Annotated in this window: 21 protein-coding genes and 1 tRNA gene; 10 read left to right on the top strand and 12 right to left on the bottom strand. The window is 60.4% G+C overall.

Going from position 1 to position 23,375, the window contains the following annotated elements:
* Positions 1 to 39: 39 nt before the first annotated feature.
* Positions 40 to 423, top strand: coding sequence for a hypothetical protein (locus Q0792_RS10020; RefSeq protein WP_298839712.1), 384 nt, complete (start codon positions 40 to 42; stop codon positions 421 to 423).
* 7 nt (positions 424 to 430) lie between these two features.
* On the opposite strand, the gene Q0792_RS10025 is transcribed toward Q0792_RS10020, so the two are convergent.
* The 8 genes from Q0792_RS10025 to Q0792_RS10060 all read right to left on the bottom strand — a co-directional run bounded on the left by Q0792_RS10025 (position 431) and on the right by Q0792_RS10060 (position 5,731).
* Positions 431 to 1,018, bottom strand: a complete 588-nt coding sequence (locus Q0792_RS10025; RefSeq protein ID WP_298839714.1) for a GNAT family N-acetyltransferase — start codon at positions 1,016 to 1,018, stop codon at positions 431 to 433.
* Positions 1,019 to 1,021: 3 nt separating this feature from the next.
* Positions 1,022 to 1,414 carry a ketosteroid isomerase-related protein gene (locus tag Q0792_RS10030; RefSeq protein ID WP_298839716.1) on the bottom strand — a complete coding sequence of 131 codons (393 nt, stop codon included), beginning with the start codon at positions 1,412 to 1,414 and terminating at the stop codon, positions 1,022 to 1,024.
* 7 nt (positions 1,415 to 1,421) lie between these two features.
* Entirely contained in the window at positions 1,422 to 1,883 is a 462-nt protein-coding gene (locus tag Q0792_RS10035) for a low molecular weight phosphatase family protein (RefSeq protein ID WP_298839718.1), read from the bottom strand.
* Positions 1,884 to 2,363 (bottom strand): UPF0262 family protein, encoded by a 480-nt coding sequence (locus Q0792_RS10040; RefSeq protein ID WP_298839720.1) that lies wholly within the window; start codon positions 2,361 to 2,363, stop codon positions 1,884 to 1,886. It lies immediately after the preceding gene.
* Between the two features lie 78 nt (positions 2,364 to 2,441).
* Positions 2,442 to 3,743, bottom strand: coding sequence for a histidinol dehydrogenase (hisD, locus tag Q0792_RS10045; protein ID WP_298839723.1), 1,302 nt, complete (start codon positions 3,741 to 3,743; stop codon positions 2,442 to 2,444).
* A 71-nt stretch (positions 3,744 to 3,814) separates the two neighbouring features.
* Positions 3,815 to 4,282 (bottom strand): DUF2948 family protein, encoded by a 468-nt coding sequence (locus tag Q0792_RS10050; protein WP_298839726.1) that lies wholly within the window; start codon positions 4,280 to 4,282, stop codon positions 3,815 to 3,817.
* On the bottom strand, positions 4,279 to 5,547 hold the full coding sequence (gene murA, locus Q0792_RS10055; protein ID WP_298839729.1) for a UDP-N-acetylglucosamine 1-carboxyvinyltransferase: 1,269 nt from the start codon (positions 5,545 to 5,547) through the stop codon (positions 4,279 to 4,281). Before murA ends, Q0792_RS10050 begins: the two co-directional genes overlap by 4 nt.
* Positions 5,548 to 5,551: 4 nt before the next feature.
* Positions 5,552 to 5,731 (bottom strand): hypothetical protein, encoded by a 180-nt coding sequence (locus Q0792_RS10060; RefSeq protein WP_298839731.1) that lies wholly within the window; start codon positions 5,729 to 5,731, stop codon positions 5,552 to 5,554.
* Positions 5,732 to 5,961: 230 nt separating this feature from the next.
* Between Q0792_RS10060 and Q0792_RS10065 the strand changes: the two genes are divergently transcribed.
* Positions 5,962 to 6,036 (top strand) — tRNA-Thr (locus tag Q0792_RS10065).
* 164 nt (positions 6,037 to 6,200) lie between these two features.
* Here Q0792_RS10065 and Q0792_RS10070 read toward each other — a convergent pair.
* From Q0792_RS10070 to Q0792_RS10085, 4 genes are all read right to left on the bottom strand, one after another.
* Positions 6,201 to 7,085: a DMT family transporter gene (locus Q0792_RS10070; protein WP_298839734.1), complete on the bottom strand. Its 885-nt coding sequence runs from the start codon at positions 7,083 to 7,085 to the stop codon at positions 6,201 to 6,203.
* A gap of 266 nt (positions 7,086 to 7,351) precedes the next feature.
* Positions 7,352 to 7,573, bottom strand: coding sequence for a 4-oxalocrotonate tautomerase family protein (locus Q0792_RS10075; RefSeq protein WP_298839737.1), 222 nt, complete (start codon positions 7,571 to 7,573; stop codon positions 7,352 to 7,354).
* Positions 7,574 to 7,577: 4 nt separating this feature from the next.
* Positions 7,578 to 7,958, bottom strand: a complete 381-nt coding sequence (locus tag Q0792_RS10080) for a nuclear transport factor 2 family protein (RefSeq protein WP_298839739.1) — start codon at positions 7,956 to 7,958, stop codon at positions 7,578 to 7,580.
* Positions 7,959 to 8,479: 521 nt separating this feature from the next.
* Positions 8,480 to 9,373, bottom strand: coding sequence for a LysR family transcriptional regulator (locus tag Q0792_RS10085; RefSeq protein WP_298839741.1), 894 nt, complete (start codon positions 9,371 to 9,373; stop codon positions 8,480 to 8,482).
* Between the two features lie 192 nt (positions 9,374 to 9,565).
* On the opposite strand from Q0792_RS10085, the gene Q0792_RS10090 reads away from it, so the two are divergent.
* The 8 genes from Q0792_RS10090 (at position 9,566) to Q0792_RS10125 (ending at position 23,375) form a co-directional block, all read left to right on the top strand.
* Complete coding sequence (locus Q0792_RS10090; RefSeq protein WP_298839743.1) at positions 9,566 to 10,159, top strand: flavodoxin family protein; 594 nt, start codon at positions 9,566 to 9,568, stop codon at positions 10,157 to 10,159.
* A 684-nt stretch (positions 10,160 to 10,843) separates the two neighbouring features.
* A complete protein-coding gene (locus tag Q0792_RS10095; RefSeq protein WP_298839746.1) occupies positions 10,844 to 12,286 on the top strand; it encodes an exopolysaccharide biosynthesis polyprenyl glycosylphosphotransferase in 1,443 nt (480 codons plus the stop codon).
* Between the two features lie 133 nt (positions 12,287 to 12,419).
* Positions 12,420 to 12,959 (top strand): RNA polymerase sigma factor, encoded by a 540-nt coding sequence (locus Q0792_RS10100; protein ID WP_298841826.1) that lies wholly within the window; start codon positions 12,420 to 12,422, stop codon positions 12,957 to 12,959.
* Positions 12,956 to 14,854, top strand: a complete 1,899-nt coding sequence (locus tag Q0792_RS10105; RefSeq protein WP_298839749.1) for a von Willebrand factor type A domain-containing protein — start codon at positions 12,956 to 12,958, stop codon at positions 14,852 to 14,854. The genes Q0792_RS10100 and Q0792_RS10105 overlap by 4 nt, the downstream gene beginning before the upstream one ends.
* Before the next feature lie 110 nt (positions 14,855 to 14,964).
* Positions 14,965 to 17,367: an FAD-dependent oxidoreductase gene (locus Q0792_RS10110; RefSeq protein ID WP_298839752.1), complete on the top strand. Its 2,403-nt coding sequence runs from the start codon at positions 14,965 to 14,967 to the stop codon at positions 17,365 to 17,367.
* The gene (locus Q0792_RS10115; RefSeq protein ID WP_298839755.1) at positions 17,364 to 18,908 is read left to right on the top strand and encodes a trimethylamine methyltransferase family protein; all 1,545 of its coding nucleotides are present in this window, start codon (positions 17,364 to 17,366) and stop codon (positions 18,906 to 18,908) included. Before Q0792_RS10110 ends, Q0792_RS10115 begins: the two co-directional genes overlap by 4 nt.
* Positions 18,909 to 19,079: 171 nt before the next feature.
* Entirely contained in the window at positions 19,080 to 20,207 is a 1,128-nt protein-coding gene (locus tag Q0792_RS10120; protein ID WP_298839757.1) for an efflux RND transporter periplasmic adaptor subunit, read from the top strand.
* Positions 20,208 to 20,213: 6 nt separating this feature from the next.
* Complete coding sequence (locus tag Q0792_RS10125) at positions 20,214 to 23,375, top strand: efflux RND transporter permease subunit (RefSeq protein ID WP_298839759.1); 3,162 nt, start codon at positions 20,214 to 20,216, stop codon at positions 23,373 to 23,375.

A 23,375-nucleotide genomic window follows, 5' to 3' on the forward strand; every position in this document is an offset into this window, starting at 1 on the left:
GAAAAGCTGCTGACCAGACATCTGACCCGGAGCTTTGCTTTGACCCGAACCGCCGCTGCGTTCTGCCTGACCCTTCTGCTTGCTGCCTGCAGCGCGCCCGGCACAACCAGCGCACCTGCGGGCCAGCAACGTGCGGTGTTCCTGCCCGCCAGTGGCGGGTCCCCGCAGTTCGCGTCCGGCGAGATCGCGAACGCCTGCCTGAAAAAGAACAGACGGGGAGCGAGCCCGGCAAGGTGCGGCTGCGTCCAGGCCGTTGCGAACCGGACGCTCACCCCATCAGAGAAGCGGCGCGGCGCGGCTTTCTTTGGGGATCCGGAACGGGTGCATGAGATGAAAGTGTCTGATTCACCTGCAAATGAACGGTTCTGGGAACACTGGAGCCGTTTCGCCGATCAGGCCGAACTGATCTGCAGCAGCACCTGATCCGGCCTCAGAGCGATCTTATCCAGAACTGAAGCGGCTTTTCCGTTTCCTCCGGTTCACCGGCGTCTTTCCATGAAAAATACGCGACAGCCCCGGGCACAGGGGAGTACCCCCGCGCGCGCCAGAAATCATCAAGCGGACGGTAATGCGCCGGACGTGCCGGATGTGTCTCAGGCCGCGTCACGGCGCAGAAGCAACTCCGGGAAAACCCCAGCGACCGTGCCCGGCGCTCGCGCGCATCAAAGAACCGGTGACCGGCGCCCTGGCGGCGGTATTCCGGCAAAAGGACGCTTTCAGCGCAGTAATAGAGGTCTGAAAGATCAAAATCCGTGCCTGCAAAAGCTGCACTGAAGTCATCTGAGTGCTTCGTCAGCGGCAGCGCGGTGGATGCGCCCACCAGTCTGTCCCCATCAAAGGCACCCACGACGGTTGCGGCATCACTGGACAGATAAGGCGCGAGATAGTTCCGCTCGTAGTTCATATCGCCGTCGTAAAGGTAGGGCCACTCCGCAAACACCGCGATCCGCAGAGCCGCCACATCATCAATCGCCGAGGCCAGATCGCCGCCCGCCAGAAGCCGGTAGTCCAGCGCCACGGGTCAGGACACCTGCCGGATCCATTCGGACAGATTATAGCGGGTGGTCACCCGGGAAATCAGCCCATCGCGCAGATCGAAAAACGAACCTGCGGGCAATACATAGGTCTGTCCAGTGGCTTCGGGCAAACCTTCGTCATCGCCGATATAGGTGCCGTTGACCGTGAACTCTGCCGCCCCCCGCGTGCCTTCGGGGTTGGAAAAGATGACCATGTCCGTCAGGTTTTCGCGGTAGCAGCGGGTCATATGGGCGCAGAATTCTGCAAAGGCCTCTTTGCCATGGCGCACCCCACCTTCGTTCACATGATGCGCCACGTCATCTGTCAGGCACGACAGCATGCCCTCTGTGTCGCCCGCGTTGAACGCCTCAAAATAACGCCGGATCACATCCGCCATACGCACCTCATATCATTTCCGTGGGTGGGCCAAAGCGGCCGATCAGGCGGTCGCGGATCTGGTCGCGGGCCTGGCGGTAGCTGACCAGCTTCGCATCGCGCGTCTCACCGAGGCCCGTGGGGTCTAGGATTGGCCAGTATTCCACTTCGAGGCTGTAGTAGCGCGTGAGTTCCAGCGCGCGCCGCTGGCTGGCCGGGCTGAGCGCGATCACCAGATCAAAGGAACCCAGATCGTCGCCCCAGTTTTCCATCTCGTCAAAGCTTCGCGAGCGGTGGCGTGACAGTTCCACGTCCATCTCCTGGCAGACCGCGATGGAAAACCCGTCGATTTCCATGTCATTCGTGACACCGGCGGACTGCACATAGGTGCCGGTGCCATAGAGCTTTTTCATGATGCCTTCGGCCATGGGCGAGCGCACAGCGTTGTGATCGCAACAGAACAGTACCGATTGTGGCATCTCCTCCGTCATTCAGCCCCCGAAATGCAGCACGCAGATCAGCGTAAACAGGCGGCGGGCTGTATCGGTATCCACTTCGGCCTTGCCCTCCAGGCGTTCCTGCAGAACACGGCTGCCCTCGTTGTGGATACCCCGGCGCGCCATGTCGATCGTCTCGATCTGGCTGGGAGGCAGTTTCTTGACGGCCTCGAAGTAGCTCTCGCAGATCTGGAAGTAATCCTTGACCACCTGGCGGAACGGCCCGAGCGACAGGTGAAATTCCGCAGCTTTTTCATTGGCTTCGGTGTTCACATCGAACACAAGGCGTTTCTCGCGGATCGCAAGGCCCACGCGGTATGGGCCATCGGGCACAGCACGGCCATCACGTTGTGGCAGCACAAAGGTGTTGTCCTCAAGCAGATCAAAAACCGCGACTTTACGCTCCTGCTCGATCTCTGGCGTTGGCGGCGGCAGGCCTGAATCGTCTAGTTCGATCTGTGAAATACGGGACATGGCGGAACTTCTGATACGGATACGTGACGGTGTTGCTTAGCGCGCACCCTGCCCGGGGGCAACCATCAGGCGCATCTGTCAGTCATTAAGGCGCCGGAGACGCGCCGAGACTGAAAGGCCATGCGCCTCCAGCGATTCTGATCGCGCGAGTGTTTCCGCTGACGGACCAATGGCGCGCAGCGCCTGCGGTGTCATGCGGGCAAGCGTTGTGCGCTTCATGAAATCGAGCACTGAAAGGCCCGAGGAGAACCGCGCAGAGCGCGCTGTGGGCAACACGTGATTTGGCCCACCCACATAGTCGCCGATGGCCTCCGGCGTCCACTGGCCCAGAAAGATTGCGCCGGCATGTGTAATCCGTGCGCTGAGTGCATCGGGGTCGGCCACGCAGAGCTCCAGATGTTCAGGCGCGATCCGGTCGGACAGCATGGCAGCCGTGGCGAGGTCAGGAACGGTGATGATCGCCCCGAAATCGCGCCAGGATGCGCCGGCGATCGCGGTACGCTCAAGCGTTTCGAGGCGGCTTTCCACCGCAGCGGCCACAGCTGTGCCGAAGGCAGCGTCAGTAGTGATCAGGATCGACTGTGCACTTTCGTCATGTTCGGCCTGGCTGAGCAGGTCGAGAGCAATCCAGTCGGGATCATTGTCTGCATCGGCAATTACCAGAATTTCCGATGGCCCCGCGATCATGTCGATGCCCACTTTGCCAAAGACACGTCGTTTGGCCGCCGCCACAAAGGCATTGCCCGGCCCGGTAATCTTGTCCACGGCGGCAATGGTGTCCGTCCCGTAGGCGAGTGCAGCTACAGCCTGCGCACCGCCCACACGGTAGACCTCGTCTACGCCAGCCAGCTCTGCGGCCGCCAGCACCAGTGGATTCAGCACGCCGTCAGGGGTCGGCACGACCATTGCAAGACGCGGCACGCCTGCGACCTTGGCCGGGATGGCGTTCATCAGCACCGAAGAGGGATAAGAGGCCAGTCCGCCCGGCACATAGAGGCCGGCAGCGCTCACCGGCGTCCAGCGCCAGCCCAGTGTCGCGCCAGCCTCATCCTGCCATTCGGCGTCTTCCGGCAACTGGCGTTCGTGGTAAGCGCGGATACGGGCGGCCGCCTGCGCAAGCGCGTCACGTTCGCCCTTTGGCACATCTGCAGCAGCAGCGGAAATCTCGTCCGCGCCGATGCGAAGTGTTTCAGCTGTGAGTGTCAGCCGGTCGAACTTCGCGGTCAGTTCGAGGAGAGCTTCGTCCCCCCGGCGGCGCACATCAGCGATAATTGCCGCAACTGTGTCGTCCACGTCCGGGCTGTCCTCGCGCTTGGCAGACAGCAGTCTGGCAAAGGCTTCTTCGAAACCGGTATCATCAGCGTTGAGAAAGACGGGCATGTCGTACCTTTTGCGAAAGCCAGGAGGGTTTCTTTTCACCGGCAGGGATATTCTGAGCCAGCAGGGGCAGATTAATCCGGATGGTCCGGCGTTTTCCGCGAAGGAGCCTGATAGGGCCGTGTCACGTCTCTGAGAGAGACTTCAAGCGCTTCGACAGTCAGTCTGATTGCGCCATCCCCTGCCAGTGTCAGCAGGACATGGCCGGACGGTGCATCAGTTGCCTCAAAGGAAACGGACAGCACTGACAGGATCGTATCGGCATCCCGCCGGTCAACGCCGCTGGTCGCCACACCCTGCACGGTGTCAATCGCAAGCACAGACTGGACCCGTTCAGGTGCAAGGCTGCGGGCAGGCCCTTCCTCCCAGCGGAAACGGTTGAGCAGAAGGCCAAAACGGTTCTGTCGACGGTCCCATTTCATTTCAGAGGCCGGAAAAACCGCATCCTGGCACAGCGACGAGATCACCTGCAGATCATCCACGTCAAGTGCTCCGAGGTTGAGCGGAGCTTCGCGGCCATCTTCGAAGCGTGCATCTGTCATGTTTCTTTGATCCGCTCAATATCTGCGCCAACGCCGGAGAGTTTACCGACAACATGCTCGTACCCACGGTCAAGATGATAAACCCGCGCGACTTTGGTTTCTCCCTCGGCGGCAAGCCCCGCAAGGATCAGTGAGACAGAGGCGCGCAGGTCAGTTGCCATTACCGGAGCACCTTTGAGTTTCGGCACACCTGTCACTGTCGCAGTGCCGCCCTGAACGTCGATCCGGGCGCCCATACGCATCAGTTCCGGCGCGTGCATAAAGCGGTTTTCAAAGATTTTTTCCTCGAGCACCGACGTGCCGCTGGCAGTGCACAACAACGCCATCATCTGCGCCTGCAGATCAGTGGGAAAGCCCGGAAACGGTTCCGTTGTAACGTTCACGGCGCGGATGTCGCCGTTGCCACGGGTTACCGAGAGACCCCTCTCGGTTTCAGAAACCGAAACACCCGCTGCATCCAGTTTTTCACAGAAAGCCTCGAGCAGTTCGATCCGCCCCCCCAGCAGCTCAACCTCTCCGCCGCAGATCGCAGGGGCCAGCATATAGGTGCCGAGCTCAATCCGGTCCGTCACCACGGTGTGGGTCGCTCCACCCAGCCGGTCGACGCCCTGTACCGTAATCTCAGAGCTGCCTTCGCCATCAATCTGTGCGCCCATTGCACGCAGGCACCGCGCAAGATCAACAATCTCGGGTTCGCGCGCGGAATTGCGGATCACCGTTGTGCCCCTGGCAAGAGTTGCTGCCATCAGCGCGTTTTCAGTGGCCCCTACCGAAGCAAAATCAAAATCTACTGTACCGCCCCTGAGACCACCGGGTGCACTTGCGTGCACGTATCCGTCGCGCAGTTCAAGCGTCGCGCCCATCGCCTCGAGCGCCCGCAGGTGCAGGTCTACGGGTCGCGCTCCGATGGCACACCCACCGGGCAATGATACAACCGCCTCGCCATACCGCGCGAGCAACGGGCCGAGTACCAGAATCGAAGCGCGCATCTTGCGGACGATATCGTAGTCTGCGGTTTTGTTATGAATGTCATGGCTGGACAGCGCCAGTACCTGCCCGTCCTGCAACGAAGTCACCTCGGCGCCGAGTGACTGCAGAAGCTGTGTCATGGTACGGATATCACTCAGGCGGGGCGCATTGATCAGCGTCAGCGGCTCATCCGACAGCAATGTCGCCGGCATCAGCGTCAGACAGGCGTTTTTGGCACCTGCAATCGGAATTTGCCCGTGAAGGGGACCATTACCCCTGACCAGTATCGAATCCATGCGCCTATGCGTCCTTTTCCTGCCCGGTGGTTCCCGGAGTGCCTGCCTGTTGCCCCGGTTTGCCTGACCGCGCGCGGCTCTGCGCTTTGCGCCGGGCCAGATTCGCTCTGAGCGCCGCTTTGAGACGGTCTTCGCGCGCGTCCGCTGGTTTGGCGGCGGCTTTTGACGGGGTTTTCTCTGCCATGGCGCCTGTCTACAGCAGGGGTCGCGGAGCGTCCAGATTAGGCTTGCACCAATGATCGATTGGGTCTAATCACGCGCCACACCGGCGCTGCTGCAACTCATATGCAGAGCACGCTTCCTGCACTGGACGGATCCATCGCAGATAAGAGTGCCCGAACACTGAGTTAGCAGAGCAAAGGGAAACACAGAGGGTTATAGCCTGGCACAGATCCCGGCGCCCGCAAATGACAGGCTGCTGTAGCTCAGGGGTAGAGCACTCCCTTGGTAAGGGAGAGGTCCGGAGTTCAAATCTCCGCAGCAGCACCATCAAGCGACAGTCCCGCGGTTTTCAGACTGAATTCAGGTAGTTTACTGTCGCAGGTTATGCAGACACTGACCCGGATCGGGCACCGGCCTGAAACTCATTTACCCTTTAAGCTTCCGGAAATGCCCAATCGGTCGGGGACGCCGCATATGCCTCAGCACCTTTTCTATATACGCTCCCGGCTGTAATCGGGCTGCGATGCCGCCCGGTTCCAGATGATCAGGCCTGTCACCACAAACACGATTGCCAGAACGTCGATTGAGTGCGGCGTCTGGCCCAGGACCGGAACAGCCAGTAACGTTGCCACGCCTGGTGTAAGGGCCGAGAGAGCAGATGCCTGCCCACCGATCAGCCGAAGTGCGCGGCTGAACGCGACCAGGGACACAAGCCCCGAAATGATACCCTGAAAGACTGCCTGAAAAGCAATGTCGGTCCAGTGCGCCTCTGAAAAGTTTGACAGATCAGACAACATCCAGACAGGAAACAGCAAGGCAGCCGATACTGTGCCGACGACAGCCGTGGCCAGAAAAGCCGGGATCCCGAATGCGCGAATCGTAACGGTAAAGCAGGCCCAGCAGAGTGCACCCAGCAGGAACAGAAGGTGCCCTGCAGATGGGTCCTGCGTGGCGGCATGACCGGCGCCGCGCAGCACGATTGCTGCCGCACCGGAGAGAATAAAAAAGACCGACACGACGTATCTGCGGCTCAGCCGCTGACCCAGAAACATGCAGGCCAGCCCGAAGGCGAAGACCGGCATAAGTCCCGGAACCAGGGCGCCTGCATGGGCGACTGGCGCAAGGCCCAGACCGTAGCCGACGAGCAGAGTAAACGGTGCACCGTAGGCAGACAGCATCAGGCATCGCATCACACCCAGTTGAGCAACAGTCCGGCGGTGGCGCCACAGCAACGGCGACAGTACCGCAGCAGGGATGAGGGCACGCAGCGTGGCCAGATCGACCACTGAAAGAGCCGTCGTGTGCCCTGAAGAGGTCAGCACCAGCCAACCCGCCCAGATCAGAACAGCGAGCGACATCCAGGCATAGCCTGCCATTAACGTCGCTCTTTTGTTGCCAGTCTGCATTTTCAGGCCCCGCCGACCGGCATGTCGTGCCGGAACTCAGGCGACAAGGATGGCAGGAGAACAGGGCCGGTCGCGCCCGGACGGAGATGCCCGCCCGCACACGGCTCCATTCCAGCCTTATCGCGACTATTGCACAGTGTCGGGACGAGCCGTTGAGGTCCGGGCGTCACAGCGCCCTTTCCTGCCAACGCGCCCGACGGTGCGCCGATACCTTCTGTAGGCATGACACCGGGTGATCAACTCTGTTCTGCGCGAATGGTGCTGACCTGCCGGCTGTCCATACCCCAGTTTTCCATAGGTATTTCGTCGATGACCACAAATGTTGTCGCGGGTTTCTTGCCCAGAACTCTGCACAGCAGTTCTGTCACCCCTTCGATCAGCTGCTGTTTTTCTTCGGTCGACGGACCGGTGCCGCGGGGGCCACCTTCCTGCGTTACTTTGATGTTTACATAAGGCATGTGTTCAGTCCTTTCTTTCAACGAACGAGAAAACCTTGGTCAGCACGCGCCATCCGTCATCGGTGTTGATGATCGTCAGCAGATCCTGGTAATTGCGCCCCATCATTGTCATCCGCGCTTCGACAACGCCGATGCGGTCCCCTTTGAATTCGATGCGTTCAATCACTTCTTCTCTGGGGTCGCCGCGCGAGGCAGGAGGCGTGCGCGCGTCGATACGCGCCATGTAATCCTCGAGCCCCATATGTTCGTATGTCCCGGCGGTGCCGTTCACATAGGCAAGGTCCGGGTGAAAGACGCTGCGCAGAATGTCACTGCTGGAGTGATAGAGGCCGTCAAAATAAAGCTGCATGACCGCCCGAACTCTGGTTTCGTCTGAGCGGGTCATGGTGCGGAACCCTCCGAAACACATCCGGCTTGCGCCAGGCTGCCTGCGCCTGGCGCGCAGCTTTTGCTCTGATCGGCAAAATCGCAGATCCAGGGTCGAGTGAATACCTTCATCGGACGCTCCGTTTTTTATGTCACGCCCGATCGTAACAACGGAAATCGTCGATAGATAATATTGTGTTTTCATTATTATGATGCTGTAAACAGATCATGTGGTCGTCTGATTTTCCTGGATCTGGTGGCGAACGTCTTTCTGGCGCAGCCAGATACCCCGGAGCGATACGCAGGTCCGATGCAGCAGAATGCAGATGACGGTGTGAAGGCATTCCCGAAGACGATCCGGAAAAACAGAAGCTGCAGAGAGCGGGGCTGTTTCAGACCTCACTGATCGTGCTACGGGCTCCGGGTTTCAGGCTGTCAGCGAACAGTGTCGCTGAAGCCGGCTTCAGCATCTGTCGCTGACCTTCGCACCGCGGGTCAGTTCGTCGCTTCGGTTTCGGTTAGCGCATCGTGCCGGGTAAATTACTGCGCGGTCTGAACCGGTTCTTCCGCCAACCTTCTCCAGATGCTCGACATAACGGTTCCCATCGGTCGATCGCGGCGTCTTATCGCGAATATCTCTGTATGCCGCGGTGGGTAGCCCTCGACGGCAAGAGGAATCAACGCACCGGTCGCCAGTTCTTCGATCATCAGGTGTTCCGGAATCCCGCCCCACCCGAGGCCGGCCAAAATGACCGATTTCTTGGCCTCGAAATCCGATACAGTCCAACGCTGGCCACCAGAGAGCAGGTCGCGGCTCTGATCATAGTCCTTACCTCCTGTGCCCGATACGATGACCTGGGTATAGCTCTGCATCTCGCGACGCGACCGGACCCCCGGTCGCCCGGCGGCCGGGAACCCGGGGCTTGCGACGGGCCGGATCGTGATCGAACTGACCGGGAGCGTTTCGACTTCGTCAATCGGGACCCCATCGAGCCCCGCAATGATCAGATCAGCATCGCCTTCCATCAGGCGGGCCAGCGGGCCGCCCATCATCTCGCTTACCAGCGTGATATGTGTTCCCGGAAAGGCGCGACCGACATCACCCATGATACCGAGGATCGGGTCGAGCGACATCGTGGCAGTCATCGCCACAGAAATCATCGCCTCCTGTTCGCTCCGGAGACCCGAGGCGACAGCCTTCAACCCATGCACCTGTTCGAGGACCCGCGTCGCTTCGCGGAAAAAAACTTCGCCTTCCGGCGACAACCTGGGTCTGTAGGCATCACGCAGGAAAAGATCAAAGCCCAGTTCTCCCTCAAGCTTTTTGATCTGATGGCTGATTGCAGACTGCGCTTTGTGCAGGCGGTCAGCTGCACCACGGAAGGTACCGGCGGCCACAATGGCGTCCAGGGCAACAAGTTGATCCAGTGTCATACAGCACCTCATACGATCTGTTTCTTTGATCATAAACATTACAACTCAATATTATCAACTGAAGGGTTTTGTCATTAGATCCGGGCAGGGCATCAGTTGTCAGTGGTGAGCGAAGCCCAGCCCCTGACCATTGGGGCCCGTCTAACTGCGACCCGGCCAGCCAGGCCCGGTCCGTTGAAAATGGAGAAAACAATGGCGAAGATAGCAATCGTTTATCACAGTGGATATGGCCACACCGCAGTGCAGGCCGAGGCCGTTCGTCGTGGTGCGAGCGGAGTTCCGGGCGCGGAAGTTACTCTGATCCCGGTCGAAGAGCGCGAGCTGAACTGGGATGTTATGGACGCGGCAGATGCAATCATCTTTGGGTCACCAACCTACTTCGGCAGTGCATCCGCACAATTCAAAGCCTTTCTGGATGAGACATCGGGGCGGTGGCTCGAAGGCCGGTGGGCAGACAAGCTCGCTGCGGGCTTTACCAATTCGGCCGGTATGAGTGGGGACAAGCTGGCGACACTCCAGCAGCTCAACCATTTTGCCATGCAGCACGGCATGATCTGGTCAGGGCTGGGACTGCCCCCGGGAAACAACACCAGCACCGGGTCGCCCGAAGATCTGAACCGCCTCGGCGGGTTTCTGGGCGCCATGTCACAGGCGGACGCCGACGTTCCTCCCGAAGTTGCGCCGTCGGGTTCAGACCTGCGAACCGCCGAATACCTGGGGCGTCGTGTCGCCATGGCAGCGCAGCGCTGGCTTTCCGGCCGAAGCGCGGATGAAGTGGCCGCCTGAGATAGCAAAGAAAGCCGGCACTGCGGGTGTCACAGCCTGCGGTGTCCCCGTTGTCGGGCGTCATGTCATTCCCGGGCCGTCTGCGCGATGGACCGGGAAATATGCGGTTATCTCCGTCGTGAAACGCTGCAGTTCATCTTTGTGTCACTGGACACACGCGGTGCAGGGGGGCTTCTTTGTCAGTGCCGTGATTCCAGCCGAAGCCGCCACTGTGCGCCACTGGCTTTCCCTCTGAGAGGCAAGGCCGGGGGCCGGACCGGGTCTGCGTCCTCTGCAGCACGACAGGCTGGAAAATGTCGAAATAGATCAGTTAACTTAACAAAAGCAGGAGCTCGCTAACGACCTGTCAGAAAACACGCAGGCGGATGATCCGGACAATCCGCTCTGCTGTTATCCATGTGAAGGTGAAGCCTGCAGTTGAGGCGTGTTCAGAATGGGGCGTTATTCCTCCATGTTGGCCTTGCTTCAGATTATGTTCCTGTCCGGCGGAGTGTAAACGCAGCAGCCAATGGCATATGCCGGACGGATACGGACGCCTTCTTTATAGACTGACAAGCGCACGGCGCCCCCCGGTCTGAAGTTTTGCCAAGCATGATCAGCAAGTATTAACCGGTTTTCGCTAGGAAAGACCGGGCACCGTTCTGCAGACGGTGGCACTCAGCATATACCAGCGCAACGGCGGACATGGTCGAACACTCCAGACAACTGAACGAAGCAGCCAGAACCGTGGCTCTTGGCCTGCGACGCGGCGCGCTGGAGCCGTTCTGGCTGATCTGTGTCGCACTTTGCATCGAGTTTCCTGTTTTTACGCTCGCGTTCTGGTTCGTGCTTTATGCCGTTGTTCCGACAGACGTATTTCAGCCTTTTGCAGCTGCGGGGATTGCAGCGGCGGCGACGGTTGTTTTTCTCGTGACCATGGTTGTGGCCAATGTATATCGAAGCGGGGTCATGTCAGACCGTATCGCCTTTTCAGCCCGCACCATTCTTTGCCTGATCGCACCGGCAACCGGTCTGCTCGTGCTTGGGCCTGTTCCGGACACGGCAGCGGGTCTGAGGGCAGCAGCGATCAGCCTGGCTGCGGCAATACTCCCAACACGGGTTGGCGCACAGATCGCCATGCGCTGGATAATCGACATGGGGCTGATCGCGCGACGGGCAATTATCGCCGGTGGCGGTGAAGAAGCAGAACGCCTTATTCGCGGCCTGAATGACCGCGCCGCAAATGACATCAGGCTTTTTGGTATTTTCGACGACCGTGATGACATCAGGTCACCGACACAGGTGCTGGGCGTTCCAAAGATCGGCGGATACAGCGATCTGCTGGAATTTGTGCGCGCGTCGAATGTCGATCTGGTCATTATCGCTCTGCCTTTTGCGGCCGAAGCGCGGATCAGGTGGCTGCTGGATGCGTTCCGGGTGCTGCCTGTCGAAGTCGGTCTGTCCACCTACAGCAAGGACTATGCATTCGGACAAACGGGGCGGGCACCTTTTCTGGGCCGGATCAGCCGGAGTTTTGCCCCGCGCTGCCGCCTTACAAAGCGTGTGTTCGATGTGTTCTTTGCCCTTTGCGCATTGCTTATGCTTTGGCCGGTAATGCTCCTGACGGCATTTGCAGTCCGCCTCGAGAGTCCAGGGCCGGTATTTTTCCGCCAGCCGCGGCACGGCTTCAACAACAGTGTTATCGAGGTACTCAAATTCCGTTCAATGCATGCCGACAAATCAGATGTCGCCGCAAGACAGGTGGTCACCCGCAATGATCCGCGCGTCACGCGGGTCGGCCGGTTCATCCGTCGCACCTCCATTGATGAGTTGCCGCAGCTTTTCAACGTTTTGCGGGGCGACCTCTCGCTTGTTGGGCCACGCCCTCACGCCGTCGATGCCCTGTCGAGCCGGCAGGAAAAGTTCTCGCAGATTGTCGACGGATATTCAGCCCGGCATCGCCTGCCCCCGGGCATTACCGGCTGGGCGCAGATCAATGGCTGGCGCGGAGAGATTGACGCTGCTGAAAAACTTGAGGCAAGATTTGAGCACGATCTTTACTACATCGAAAACTGGTCTCTCTGGCTTGATTTCCGGATCCTGCTGCGCACACCACTCAGCCTGCTGAGCAGCAGGGGCGCTTACTGAATGCGGCTCTGAGTCAGGGCAGCCACGCGGTCCTGGTCCGGATTTCAGACGCATTATCTGACGGGGGCTGCAAAATATTTCGCATTCTCGCCAGGGATTGACGCTTCACATGCGTCTAACCAACGTGATGCGCATGAAGACCAGTGATGAAACCCTAGCCAGTGCCGCCGCTGCCGGCGACGCAGATGCCTTCAGTGCACTGCTGGACCGTCACTACGACAGGATTTTCCGGCTGGCTTTCCGGCTGACCGGCACACGGGCTGAAGCCGAAGATCTGACCCAGGATATCTGCGCGGCACTGCCTGCCCGACTGAAAGCATTCTCGGGCAGATCCCGTTTCAGCACCTGGGTCTACCGGGTCACCGTGAACGCCGCTCATGACCGGCGCAGACGGCACGCCTCCAGGGACCGCGCTTCCAGCGGCTGGGGGGACTGGGAGGTAGAACGCCGCGCCCGGGATGCAGAAACCGGCGACCGTATCGACTGGTTGACCCAGGCGATGCGCGCGCTGCCCGACGACCTGCGGGATACTCTTGCCCTGGTGCTGGACGACATGAAGCACGCAGACGCAGCTGCCGTCCTGGGTGTCAGCGAGGGCACTGTCAGCTGGCGTGTCTCCGAAGCCCGTAAACACCTCCGCGCCATGCGCGCCGCAGAAGAGGCGGACCAATGACTGACGAACTCGACGATCTCAGACAGGCCATGGATGCCGCAACACCTGCCCCAGATGCGCGCCGCAGAGCCGCCGATCTGGCGCTCGCATCAAAAAATTTCGCGGCGCTCCAAGGATCGCAGGATGACACGCGTCAAACCTCTGTTGGGACCCGATGGGGTCTGCTGAACGGAGTAAAGATGATGCTGAACACAATGACCACACGCGGCGGACTGACCGCCACCACGGCCCTGGTGGCCGCAGGCCTGCTGTTGATATTGCCCGGCGACCGGGATCTGCTGTCGCCGCCCGGACCGGCGCCGGGCTCTGCAATCGTGTCTGACGAGGTCCTGCAAGCACCGCTTACCCTCGCCGAAGACGCAGAGACCTTTGCCGCCGAGCCCATGGTGCTCCAACGGTCCATCGCAAAAACCGCTGACCTGCCTGCCGCGGGCGGCCGGACCCGTATTGCAGAACCAGGCCTGTCTGTCGTCAGAACCCTGCCGGCGCCGGTGCCCGAGGCGACATCGGAAGAATTTGCCAGTGCAGAGGCAAACCCGCTGCAAATCACGTCCGAAACGCCAGTTTCCACCTTTTCAGTCGATGTGGACACCTTTTCCTACAGCCTCGTACGTGACAGCCTGACGAACGGCAGGTTACCTGACCCAAAAGTGGTGCGGATCGAAGAGATGGTGAATTATTTCACCTACGACTATGCAGCGCCCGACGGCGACGCCCCGTTCCGGCCAACAGTTTCCGTCAGCCAGACGCCGTGGAACCCGGACACCCGGTTGGTACACATCGGCCTGCAGGGCACGTTGCCTTCTGTCGAGGATCGTCCACCGCTGAACCTTGTCTTTCTGATTGATACTTCAGGGTCGATGAACCAGTCAGACAAACTGCCCCTTCTTGTGCAGTCGTTCCGGCTTATGCTGGGTCAGCTCCGCCCGACCGACGAAGTGTCCATTGTGGCTTATGCCGGCAGCGCCGGAGAGGTCCTGGCGCCCACATCAGCCTCTGAGCGAGACATCATTCTTGCCGCACTGGACAGTCTTCAGGCTGGCGGTGCCACGGGCGGAGAGGCCGGACTGGTCCAGGCGTACCGCACAGCGGAAAGCATGACGGACGATGGCGAGGTGAGCCGCGTGATCCTGGCCACCGATGGCGATTTCAATGTTGGCCTGTCGGACCCGGACGCCCTGAAAGACTTCATCGCAGACCGGCGCGACAGCGGAACCTATCTTTCTGTCCTGGGGTTCGGACGCGGCAATCTGGATGACGCGACGATGCAGGCGCTGGCCCAGAACGGCAACGGTACAGCAGCTTATATCGACACGCTGGCCGAAGCGCAGAAAGTACTTTCTGACCAGCTTACCGGTGCGCTTTTTCCGATTGCCGATGACGTTAAGATCCAGGTCGAGTTTAACCCCGCCCAGATCGCCGAATACCGTCTGATTGGCTATGAGACACGCGCGCTGCGCCGCGAGGATTTCAACAATGATGCAGTGGACGCCGGCGAAATTGGTGCAGGGCACAGCGTGACGGCACTGTACGAGGTCACGCCCGTGGGATCGCCCGCGCGTCTGAGCGACCCTTTGCGCTATGCCCTGCCAGAGGAAACAGCGCAGAGCGATGAGCTTGGCTTCCTGCGGTTGCGTTACAAGGCACCGGGCGAAAGCGTCAGCAGGCTGATAGAACAACCCATCGCCCCGGGCGTCGACACCCCGGGTGATAACGGGTTCGCCGCCGCGATTGCGGGCTTTGGGCAGCTTTTGCGAAACTCGCCCTATACCGGCTCCTGGACCATGCAGAATGCAATTGATGCCGCCGTGGCGACGCGCGGAGAGGATACCTTCGGATACCGCGCCGAAGCCATCCGCCTGATGCGCCTCGCACAGAGCCTGATGCAGCGGTGACGCCTTCACGCTGAGAACGCTTGACGCAGCCGGGCCTTTGCACCTAGCGTCCCCGATTATACTGTACACTGCTGTCCAGTAAATCTGTGACGCCAGCACGGGGGCCCGGCATGAAATCGCACTACAGAGTTGTTGTTATCGGCGGAGGCGTTGTTGGCGCTTCGGTGCTCTATCACCTCGCCAAATTCGGCTGGACTGATGTCTGCCTCATCGAGCGGTCGGTGCTGACAGCCGGATCGAGCTGGCACGCAGCAGGCGGCATACACGCGCTGAATGCTGACCCGAACATCGCTGCCCTTCAGGCCTATACCATCGATCTTCTCAGCGAGATCGAAGAAGAAAGCGGCCAGAACATCGGACTTCATATGACGGGCGGTCTGACCATGGCAGGCACCCCGGATCGCTGGGAATGGCTGCAGTCGGCCTATCGTACTTTTCAGTCTATCGGGATTGAGGACTGCCGGCTGGTCTCGGTTGAGGAAGCAGTATCTTTGAACCCGATTATGTCGGGTGAGGGTTTGCTGGGCGGAATGTGGGCCGACCGCGAAGGATACATCGACACAACCGGCACGGTGCATGCCTATGCCGGAGCCGCCAAAAAACGTGGTGCACAGGTGATAGAGCACAACCGGGTGCTGGAACTGAACCAGACACTGCAGGGCTGGGAAGTCGTGACCGAAAAGGGAACGGTCACCTGCGAACACGTCGTCAACGCGGCAGGTCTGTGGGCGAAACAGGTGGGTCGCATGGCAGGTGTGGAGCTGCCTGTATCGCCGCTGAACCACCACTACCTGATTTCGGATACCATCCCACAGCTCGAAGAGATCGATTTCGAGGTGCCGATGACGGTGGACCTCGAAGGTTTCACCTATCTTCGACAGGACCAGAAAGGCGTCTTGCTGGGCATTTACGAGATCGACCACCAGCACTGGATGATGGACGGCGCGCCCTGGGAATACGGATTTGAACTGCAGCAGGAAGACCCTGACAGGATTGAAAATGAACTGACCATGGGCTTTGAACGCTACCCCTGCCTGCAGGACGTGGGCGTCAAAACCTGGGTCAACGGCGCCTTTACCTTCTCCCCCGATGGCAACCCCCTCGTGGGTCCCGTACCGGGCAAGCGCGGGTACTGGTCCGCCTGTGCTGTTATGGCCGGGTTCCTGCAGGGTGGTGGTGTGGGCAAAAGCCTGGCTGAATGGATGATCCACGGAGCGCCCGAAGCGGATGTCTATGGCATGGATGTCGCCCGCTACGGTATCTGGGCTGAAAACAAGCAGTACATCAAAGAGACCACCGGCCAGTTCTATTCGCGCCGCTTTGTGATGACCTATCCGAACGAGCAACTGCCCGCGGGACGACCGCTGAAGACCGCCGGTGCGCATGCAGATATGACCGCAGCAGGCTGCAGATGGGGCCAGAGCTGGGATCTCGAAGTGCCGCTTTACTTCGCGCCGACCGGGTTCGAGGAAACGCCCTCTCTGAAAAGGTCCAACGCCTTTCCGATTGTCGCGGACGAATGTCAGGCAGTGCGGAACAGCGTTGGTCTTCTGGATATCTCGGGCTTTTCACGGTTCGAGGTGACCGGCCCGAACGCAGAAAAGTGGCTCGACCGGATCATGGCGTCGAAACTGCCCGCACCCGGTCGTGCACGGCTGGCGCCCATGCTGGCAGAAGACGGGCGCCTCAAAGGCGATCTGACCGTTTTTAACTGGGGCGACGGCACATGGTGGATCATGGGAAGCTACTATCTGCGCGCCTGGCACATGCGCTGGTTTGATGATCATATGGAAGACGGCGTGTCCCTGCGCGATCTGGGCGACGACACTATGGGCTTTTCCCTGTCAGGCCCGGCGTCGCGGCGCGTGATTGAAAAACTGACCGATGGTCCCGTTGGCGCGTTGCCCTTTATGGGCTGTGGCGACTTCGACATTGGTCTGTTGCGCTGCCGGGTGGGTCGCCTGTCCGTTACAGGCGAGCTGGGTTACGAAATACACTGCCGCGCGGGCGACCACGCGACACTTCGTAAGGTTCTGCTGGAGGCGGGCACAGATGAGGGCATCCGCGAGATCGGATTTAACGCCATGCTCAGTCTGCGTATCGAAAAGAGCTTTGGCATCTGGAACGCGGAATTCACCCAGGGCTACACGCCTGCCATGACGGGCATGGACCGCTGGATTAACTGGGACAAAGACTTTGTCGGCAAGTCCGCAGCAATGGCCGAACGCGACGGGAACGGGCCGCAGAAGCGGCTGGTGACCCTGGAAATCGACACCACAGAGTCAGACGCCAGCGGGTTTGAACCGGTATGGGCAGGCGAAGAAAAGGTAGGGTTTGTCACCTCGGGGGCATACGGACATACCGTCGAGAAATCACTGGCTATGGCACTGTTAGACAGTGACCGCGCACAACCTGGCACGGAGCTCACAGTGCATGTTGTCGGGGTTGCGTGCAAAGCACGGATCGTCCCGCCCTCGCCCTATGATCCTTCGGGTCAGGCGATGCGCGGGTGAGCGGGCCCGAAAACGAGGGGCGGAGGCGCACCCGCAAAGGCACCGGCCGGCGGGCAAAGGCAGCGCGGGTCACCGATTATCGCAGGCTGCGCAATCCCTTTCCGCCTGCCAGCGTCTGGTCAGATGACCGTGTTGCCGCTGTGCACACCGCGGCACTGGACGTTCTTGAAAGACTGGGCATCCGGATTCTGCTGCCGGAAGCACGCCGCCTTTTTGCCAAAGCCGGCGCAAAGGTCGATGAAGCCAGTCAGATGGTCTTTGTCGGCGCGGACATCATCTCTGCAGCGCTGGCCTCAGCCCCCAAATCTGTGACAATACGGGGCGGCGCGCGCCAAAGGGACCTCGTGCTGGAGCAGGGGGCACTGGTTTTTCAGCCCGGCGCGGGCGCACCACACGCCACTGACCGGATCCGCGGACGGCGCCCCGGCACCGGGGAGGACTTCCGGGAACTCATTCGCCTGACCCAGCACTTTGACGTTCTGCATATGCTGCCGCCTCTCGTGGAGCCGCAGGATGTGCCCATGCATCTGCGTCACTATATGACCATGCAGACCATGCTGCAGCACTCGGACAAGGCACCGTTCATCTATGCACGCGGCACACCACAATCAGAGCAGAACTTTGAAATGATCAGGGACTTCCGCGGTCTGTCAGAAGACGAATTCCGCGCGGAAAGCCATTGCTACACGATCATCAATACCAATTCACCCCGTCAGATCGACGTGCCGATGGCCCGTGGCCTGATCGATTTTGCCCGGGCCGGCCAGGTCAGTATCGTAACACCATTCACGCTGATGGGGGCCATGGCCCCGATCACGGTCGCCGGTGCGATCACGCTGAGTCACGCCGAGGCACTGGCCGCTATTGCCCTGACACAGCTGGCGCGACCCGGTGCGCCCGTCTGCTACGGCACTTTCACCTCAAACGTCGATATGAAATCCGGCGCTCCGGCCTTTGGAACCCCCGAACATTTCCAGGCCAGTGTCGCAGCGGGCCAGATGGCACGGCTGACCGGTCTGCCGTGGCGCTGCGCAACCGGATCGGCCGCCAACCTCGGAGACGCGCAGGCCGCCAATGAAACGCAGTTTGGTCTATGGGGCTGCCTGATGGCGGGATCTACCGTCGTGATCCACGCGGCGGGCTGGCTTGAGGGCGGGCTGACGGTCTCTTACGAAAAGCTCATCACGGATGTCGAAGTGCTTCAGATGGTGGCCGAGCTTTGTTCCGAAACGCCCTGCCAGGACAGTGATATCGCGCTTGATGCCCTGGCCGAAGTCGCTCCCGGCGGACATTTCTTTGGGGCCGCGCACACGATGGAGCGCTATCAGACCGCGTTCTACGAACCACTTATCGGTGACTGGTCAAATTTCGGCACGTGGGAAGAAAATGGCGCGCTGGATGCCACTGCACGCGCAACCGACAAATGGCAAAGCATTCTGAATGATGCGCCCGGACCCGACGTTGACAGGGATGCCCTGTGCAGGCTGCAGGACTATATCCACCAAAAAACTGAAGAAGGCGGCGCACCGCCTGAGAGCTGAACCAGGCGACACGGCAGCGACCGTCACCGGGTCCGCGACGCTGCCCGTTTTAGCGCCTTAAGAACTGTTCGGGAATGCACATCGCTCTCGCAGTACCGGTTTCCTGTTTCATTTCAGGTCAAAAGCTCTATCTCAGGTGCAGACCGGAAAAACTTTTGACAGAGCTGATTCATGAACCCTTTTGCACACATGGGCCGCGGGTGGTTTTCGCTGTTCTTACTTATAACAGTTGTTGCAGGGGCTTCCGCTGTGGCGCAGGGCCGTCCGGCAGCGGTGGGCGTCGAGACCGTCAGCTACCGCCAGATCGCAGAAACTGTGCCGCTTTTCGCCGAGGTGGTCACGTCGCGTGAAGGCTCTGTTGCCAGCCGGGTATCCGGTACGGTTGAAAAGGTGAACGTACTCGAAGGCATGAGCGTTCCGAAAGACGGCGTGATCGTCGAGCTGGACACGGAGCTTTCTGAAATTCTGGCCCGCCAGGCCGAAGCACGTCTGGCAGAAACCGCGGCAGGCATCGAGACGGCAAGGGCCCGCGTGGACCGGGCGACCAAGGCGCTGGCCAGGATCGAGGGGCTGCGCAACACCACATCCTTTTCAACCAGCCGGTTTGATGAGGCGCAGAGCGACTTTTTCGAGGCGCGCGGCCTGCTGGCCGAGGCCGAAGCGCGGGTAAACACCGCCGAAGCCGCCAGGGCAGAAGCGCAGTACCAGCTTGAACGCGCGAAAATTACAGCGCCCTTTGCCGGCATCGTGCTGGAAGTCAACACCAACCCCGGCGAGTTCATCAGTTCGGGCGCAACAGTGGTCACACTGCTGGACACCAGTTCTTTCGAGGTCGAGGCCTCGGTTCCTGCCCGGTACATCGGTACGCTCTCGCCCGGTCTGGCCGTCACAGGTCAGACGGAAACCGGCGCTGAGCTGGAAATGGAAGTGCGTGTCCTGTTACCGGTCGAGGACCAGGCGACCCGGACACGGCCCGTGCGGTTCAGCTCTCCACAGCTGCTGGAGATGGACGGAACCGCGATCGGCCAGTCGATCACTGTATCCGTTCCGGTCAGCAAACCGCGCGATGTGCTCTCTGTGCCGAAGGACGCACTGGTCCAGGCACGCGGCGGATGGACGGTTTTTGTCGCCGCAGACGGCAAGGCGCAACCGCGGCAGGTCGAGATTGGCGTTGCTCTGGGAGACCGTTTTGAGGTGCTCGGCGGCCTGAGCGAAGGAGACGTTGTCGTTACGCGCGGAAACGAACGCCTGCGGCCCGGGCAGGATATCGCGCCCATGGGCGCCGCTGATCAGGGGTAAGGGGCAATGGATATCATCCGCTTTGCCATCGACCGCCCGGTTGCCGTTATTGCTGCGGTGATCATGGCCGTCCTGTTCGGTCTGATCGCCGTTACGCGCATTCCGATCCAGCTGGCACCGGACGTCCGCAAGCCGGTAGTGGTCATCACGACAAACTGGCCGGGGGCCGCACCCTCTGAAGTCGAACGCGAGATCGTGAATCCGCAGGAAGAGGCCCTGCGCGGACTCGAAGGCCTCGACGTCATGACCTCCAGGGCACGGACAGGCGAGGCAGAAATCACGCTGGAATTCGGCATCGGCACCGATATGAGCCAGTCGCTGTTGCTGGTGTCCAACCGTCTCGACCGTGTCGGTGATTACCCCGATGAGGCCGGAGAGCCATCGCTGGATACATCAGGCGCAGACGACAGTCCCATTGCCTGGGTGCTCCTGACAGCACAGGACGGTAATACCCGCGAAATGCCTACCTATGGCGATTTCGTTGAGGATATTATTCAGGACCGGATCGAGCGGATAGAGGGCGTTTCTGCGGTGAACGTCTTTGGCGGTGTGACCCGCGAACTGCAGGTCGTGGTCGACCCGCGGCGTCTGTCCCGTTTTGATCTGACCGTGCCCGAAGTCGTGCGCATCCTGCGCAGCGAAAATATTTCTCTCTCAGCGGGAGACGTCGAAGAAGGCAAGCGTCGTTACATCGTGCGCGCCGAGGGTAACCTGAACACCGCAGCAGCCATCGAAGAGGTCGTGCTGCGGTCTGAAATGGGCTCCGGCGGCTCGGGGCGTGTGCGCGTTGGTGATGTCGCTGATGTCGGCTTTGCCTATCAGGACCCAAACGCACGCCTGCGCTTTCGCGGTGCACCGGGACTGGCGTTCAACATCGTGCGGGAACCAGGCGCCAATGTCATCGAAACGATGGATTCTGTGCGCACGGTCCTTGCGGAACTGAACGACGGGCCGGTTACTGACGCTGGTCTCAAGATGCGCCAGGTCTATGACGAGACGGTCTATATCAACGGCGCGATCAGCCTGGTGACGCAGAACATCTGGGTGGGCGGCGTGCTGGCGGCCATCATTCTGTTGCTGTTCCTGCGCAGCCTGCGTGCAACGCTGGTGGTGTCGATGGCCATTCCGGTCAGCATCGTCGCCACCTTTGTGGCCATGGCCGCAACGGGGCGGACGCTCAATGTGATCTCGCTGGCAGGCATTGCCTTTGCTGTGGGGATGATCGTCGACGCCGCCATTGTTGTGCTGGAGAACATCTACCGCCTGCGCGAGCAGGGCAAATCCAGGCGCGAGGCGGCCTATCATGGTGCCCGTCAGGTGTGGGGGGCGATCCTGGTTTCAGCACTCACAACTGTGCTGGTCTTTGTGCCCATCCTGATCATGCAGCTTGAGGCAGGCCAGCTCTTCCGGGATATCGCCGTTGCGATTTCGGTGTCGGTTCTCCTGTCACTGGTTGTGGCGGTCACGGTCATCCCCGCGCTGTCCAGCCGCCTGATGAGCCAGGGTGAGCAGAAAACCCTCCGGCTCTGGGGGATCGACCATATTGCTGGCGCGTTCCACCGGCTGGTGATGGCCTATGTCCGCATGACGGTCCGGTTCCGTGCCCTGGGGCTTGTCGTTGTTTCGCTGATCGCGGGTGGCGCGGCCCTGGCCACAATTGTCTTTTTGCCGCGGCTCGAATACCTGCCCGAAGGCAACCGAAATCTTGTTTTCGGGGTGATCATTCCGCCGCCCGGGTACAACCTGGAAACGACCGAGACGATTGCCCAGCGTATCGAAACTGTGGCGCGTCCGCTCTGGGAAGCCGCCCCTGCCACAGAGCTCGAAGACGGGACACCGACAATTGAGAACTTCTTCTTTGTCGCCCTCAGTGGCACCAGTTTCGTTGGCGCGGCAGCTGTCGATGGCGCCCGCGCGGGCGAGCTGATCCCCGTTCTTTCCGGCCCGATCTTTGCAGAACCCGGCACGTTCGGGTTCATGACCCAGCCCTCTCTCTTCGGGCGCGGTGTTGGCGGCGGCCGCACAATTGAGCTCAACATCTCCGGGCAGGATCTCAACGAGATCCTCGGCGTAGCCGGACAGGCAGCAGGAACCATCGCACAGCTTCTGCCCCGGTCAGAAGGACACCAGTTCCGGCCTATTCCGGGCCTTGAGCTTGGCGCGCCCGAAGTAAGGCTGGTCCCCGACAGGCTCAGGCTGGCGGATGCCGGCCTGACGGCCTCTGACCTTGCGATTACGGTCGATGCCTTCAACGACGGCCTGCGCGTGGCGGAAATCACCGTCGGTGCCGAACGGCTCAACCTGATGCTCAAGGGCGATCCGGGTCTGCAGACCGCCCAGCGCACGCAGGACATCGGGAACTTCCCGGTTGTCACACCTTCGGGCGGTATCGTGCCCGTATCCGCACTCGCCGATGTCGTGGTGACAGCCGGTCCTACGGAAATCCGGCACCGTGACCGTTTGCGGACTGTGACACTGGAAATACGCCCATCCGATACCCTGCCGCTTGAAGCTGCCGTGGAACTGCTGGAAACAGAAGTGATTTCGGCATTGCAGGAACGCGGGTTGCCTGATGGCGTGCGTCTGAGCGTCTCCGGTACGGCCGATCAGCTGAGCCAGACCTGGGACGCGATCCAGATCAACCTGGCTGTGGCAATGATCATCGTCTTTCTTGTGATGGCAATTCTGTTTGAGAGTTTTGTCCTGCCGCTGGTCATCCTGATTTCGGTGCCTGTCGCGGCAGCGGGGGGCGTCGGCGGGCTGGCGCTGCTCAATCAGTACCAGACGCAACCGCTCGATATGCTGACCTTGCTGGGCTTCATCATTCTGGTCGGTATCGTGGTCAATAATGCCATCCTGATCGTGCACCAGGCGCTGTATCACCTGCGCGAAGAGGGAATGTCGCCCATTGACGCCATCGAGGCGGCGACCAGCAACCGCATCCGGCCCATATTCATGTCTACCATGACGTCGGTGTTCGGCATGTTGCCCCTCGTGCTGTTCGAGGGTGAAGGCTCGGAGCTGTACCAGGGCCTCGGCGCTGTGGTGGTCGGCGGACTGTCTATGTCAGCGTTTCTGACCCTGCTGACCGTGCCACCGCTTTTACGTCTGTGCATCCGGGCGACGCGTACCGATGCGGAACGCCTCGCCACAAGCCCTGCAGAATAG

Origin of the sequence: uncultured Roseobacter sp. (genome assembly GCF_947495025.1) — a bacterium.
Lineage (GTDB): Bacteria > Pseudomonadota > Alphaproteobacteria > Rhodobacterales > Rhodobacteraceae > Roseobacter.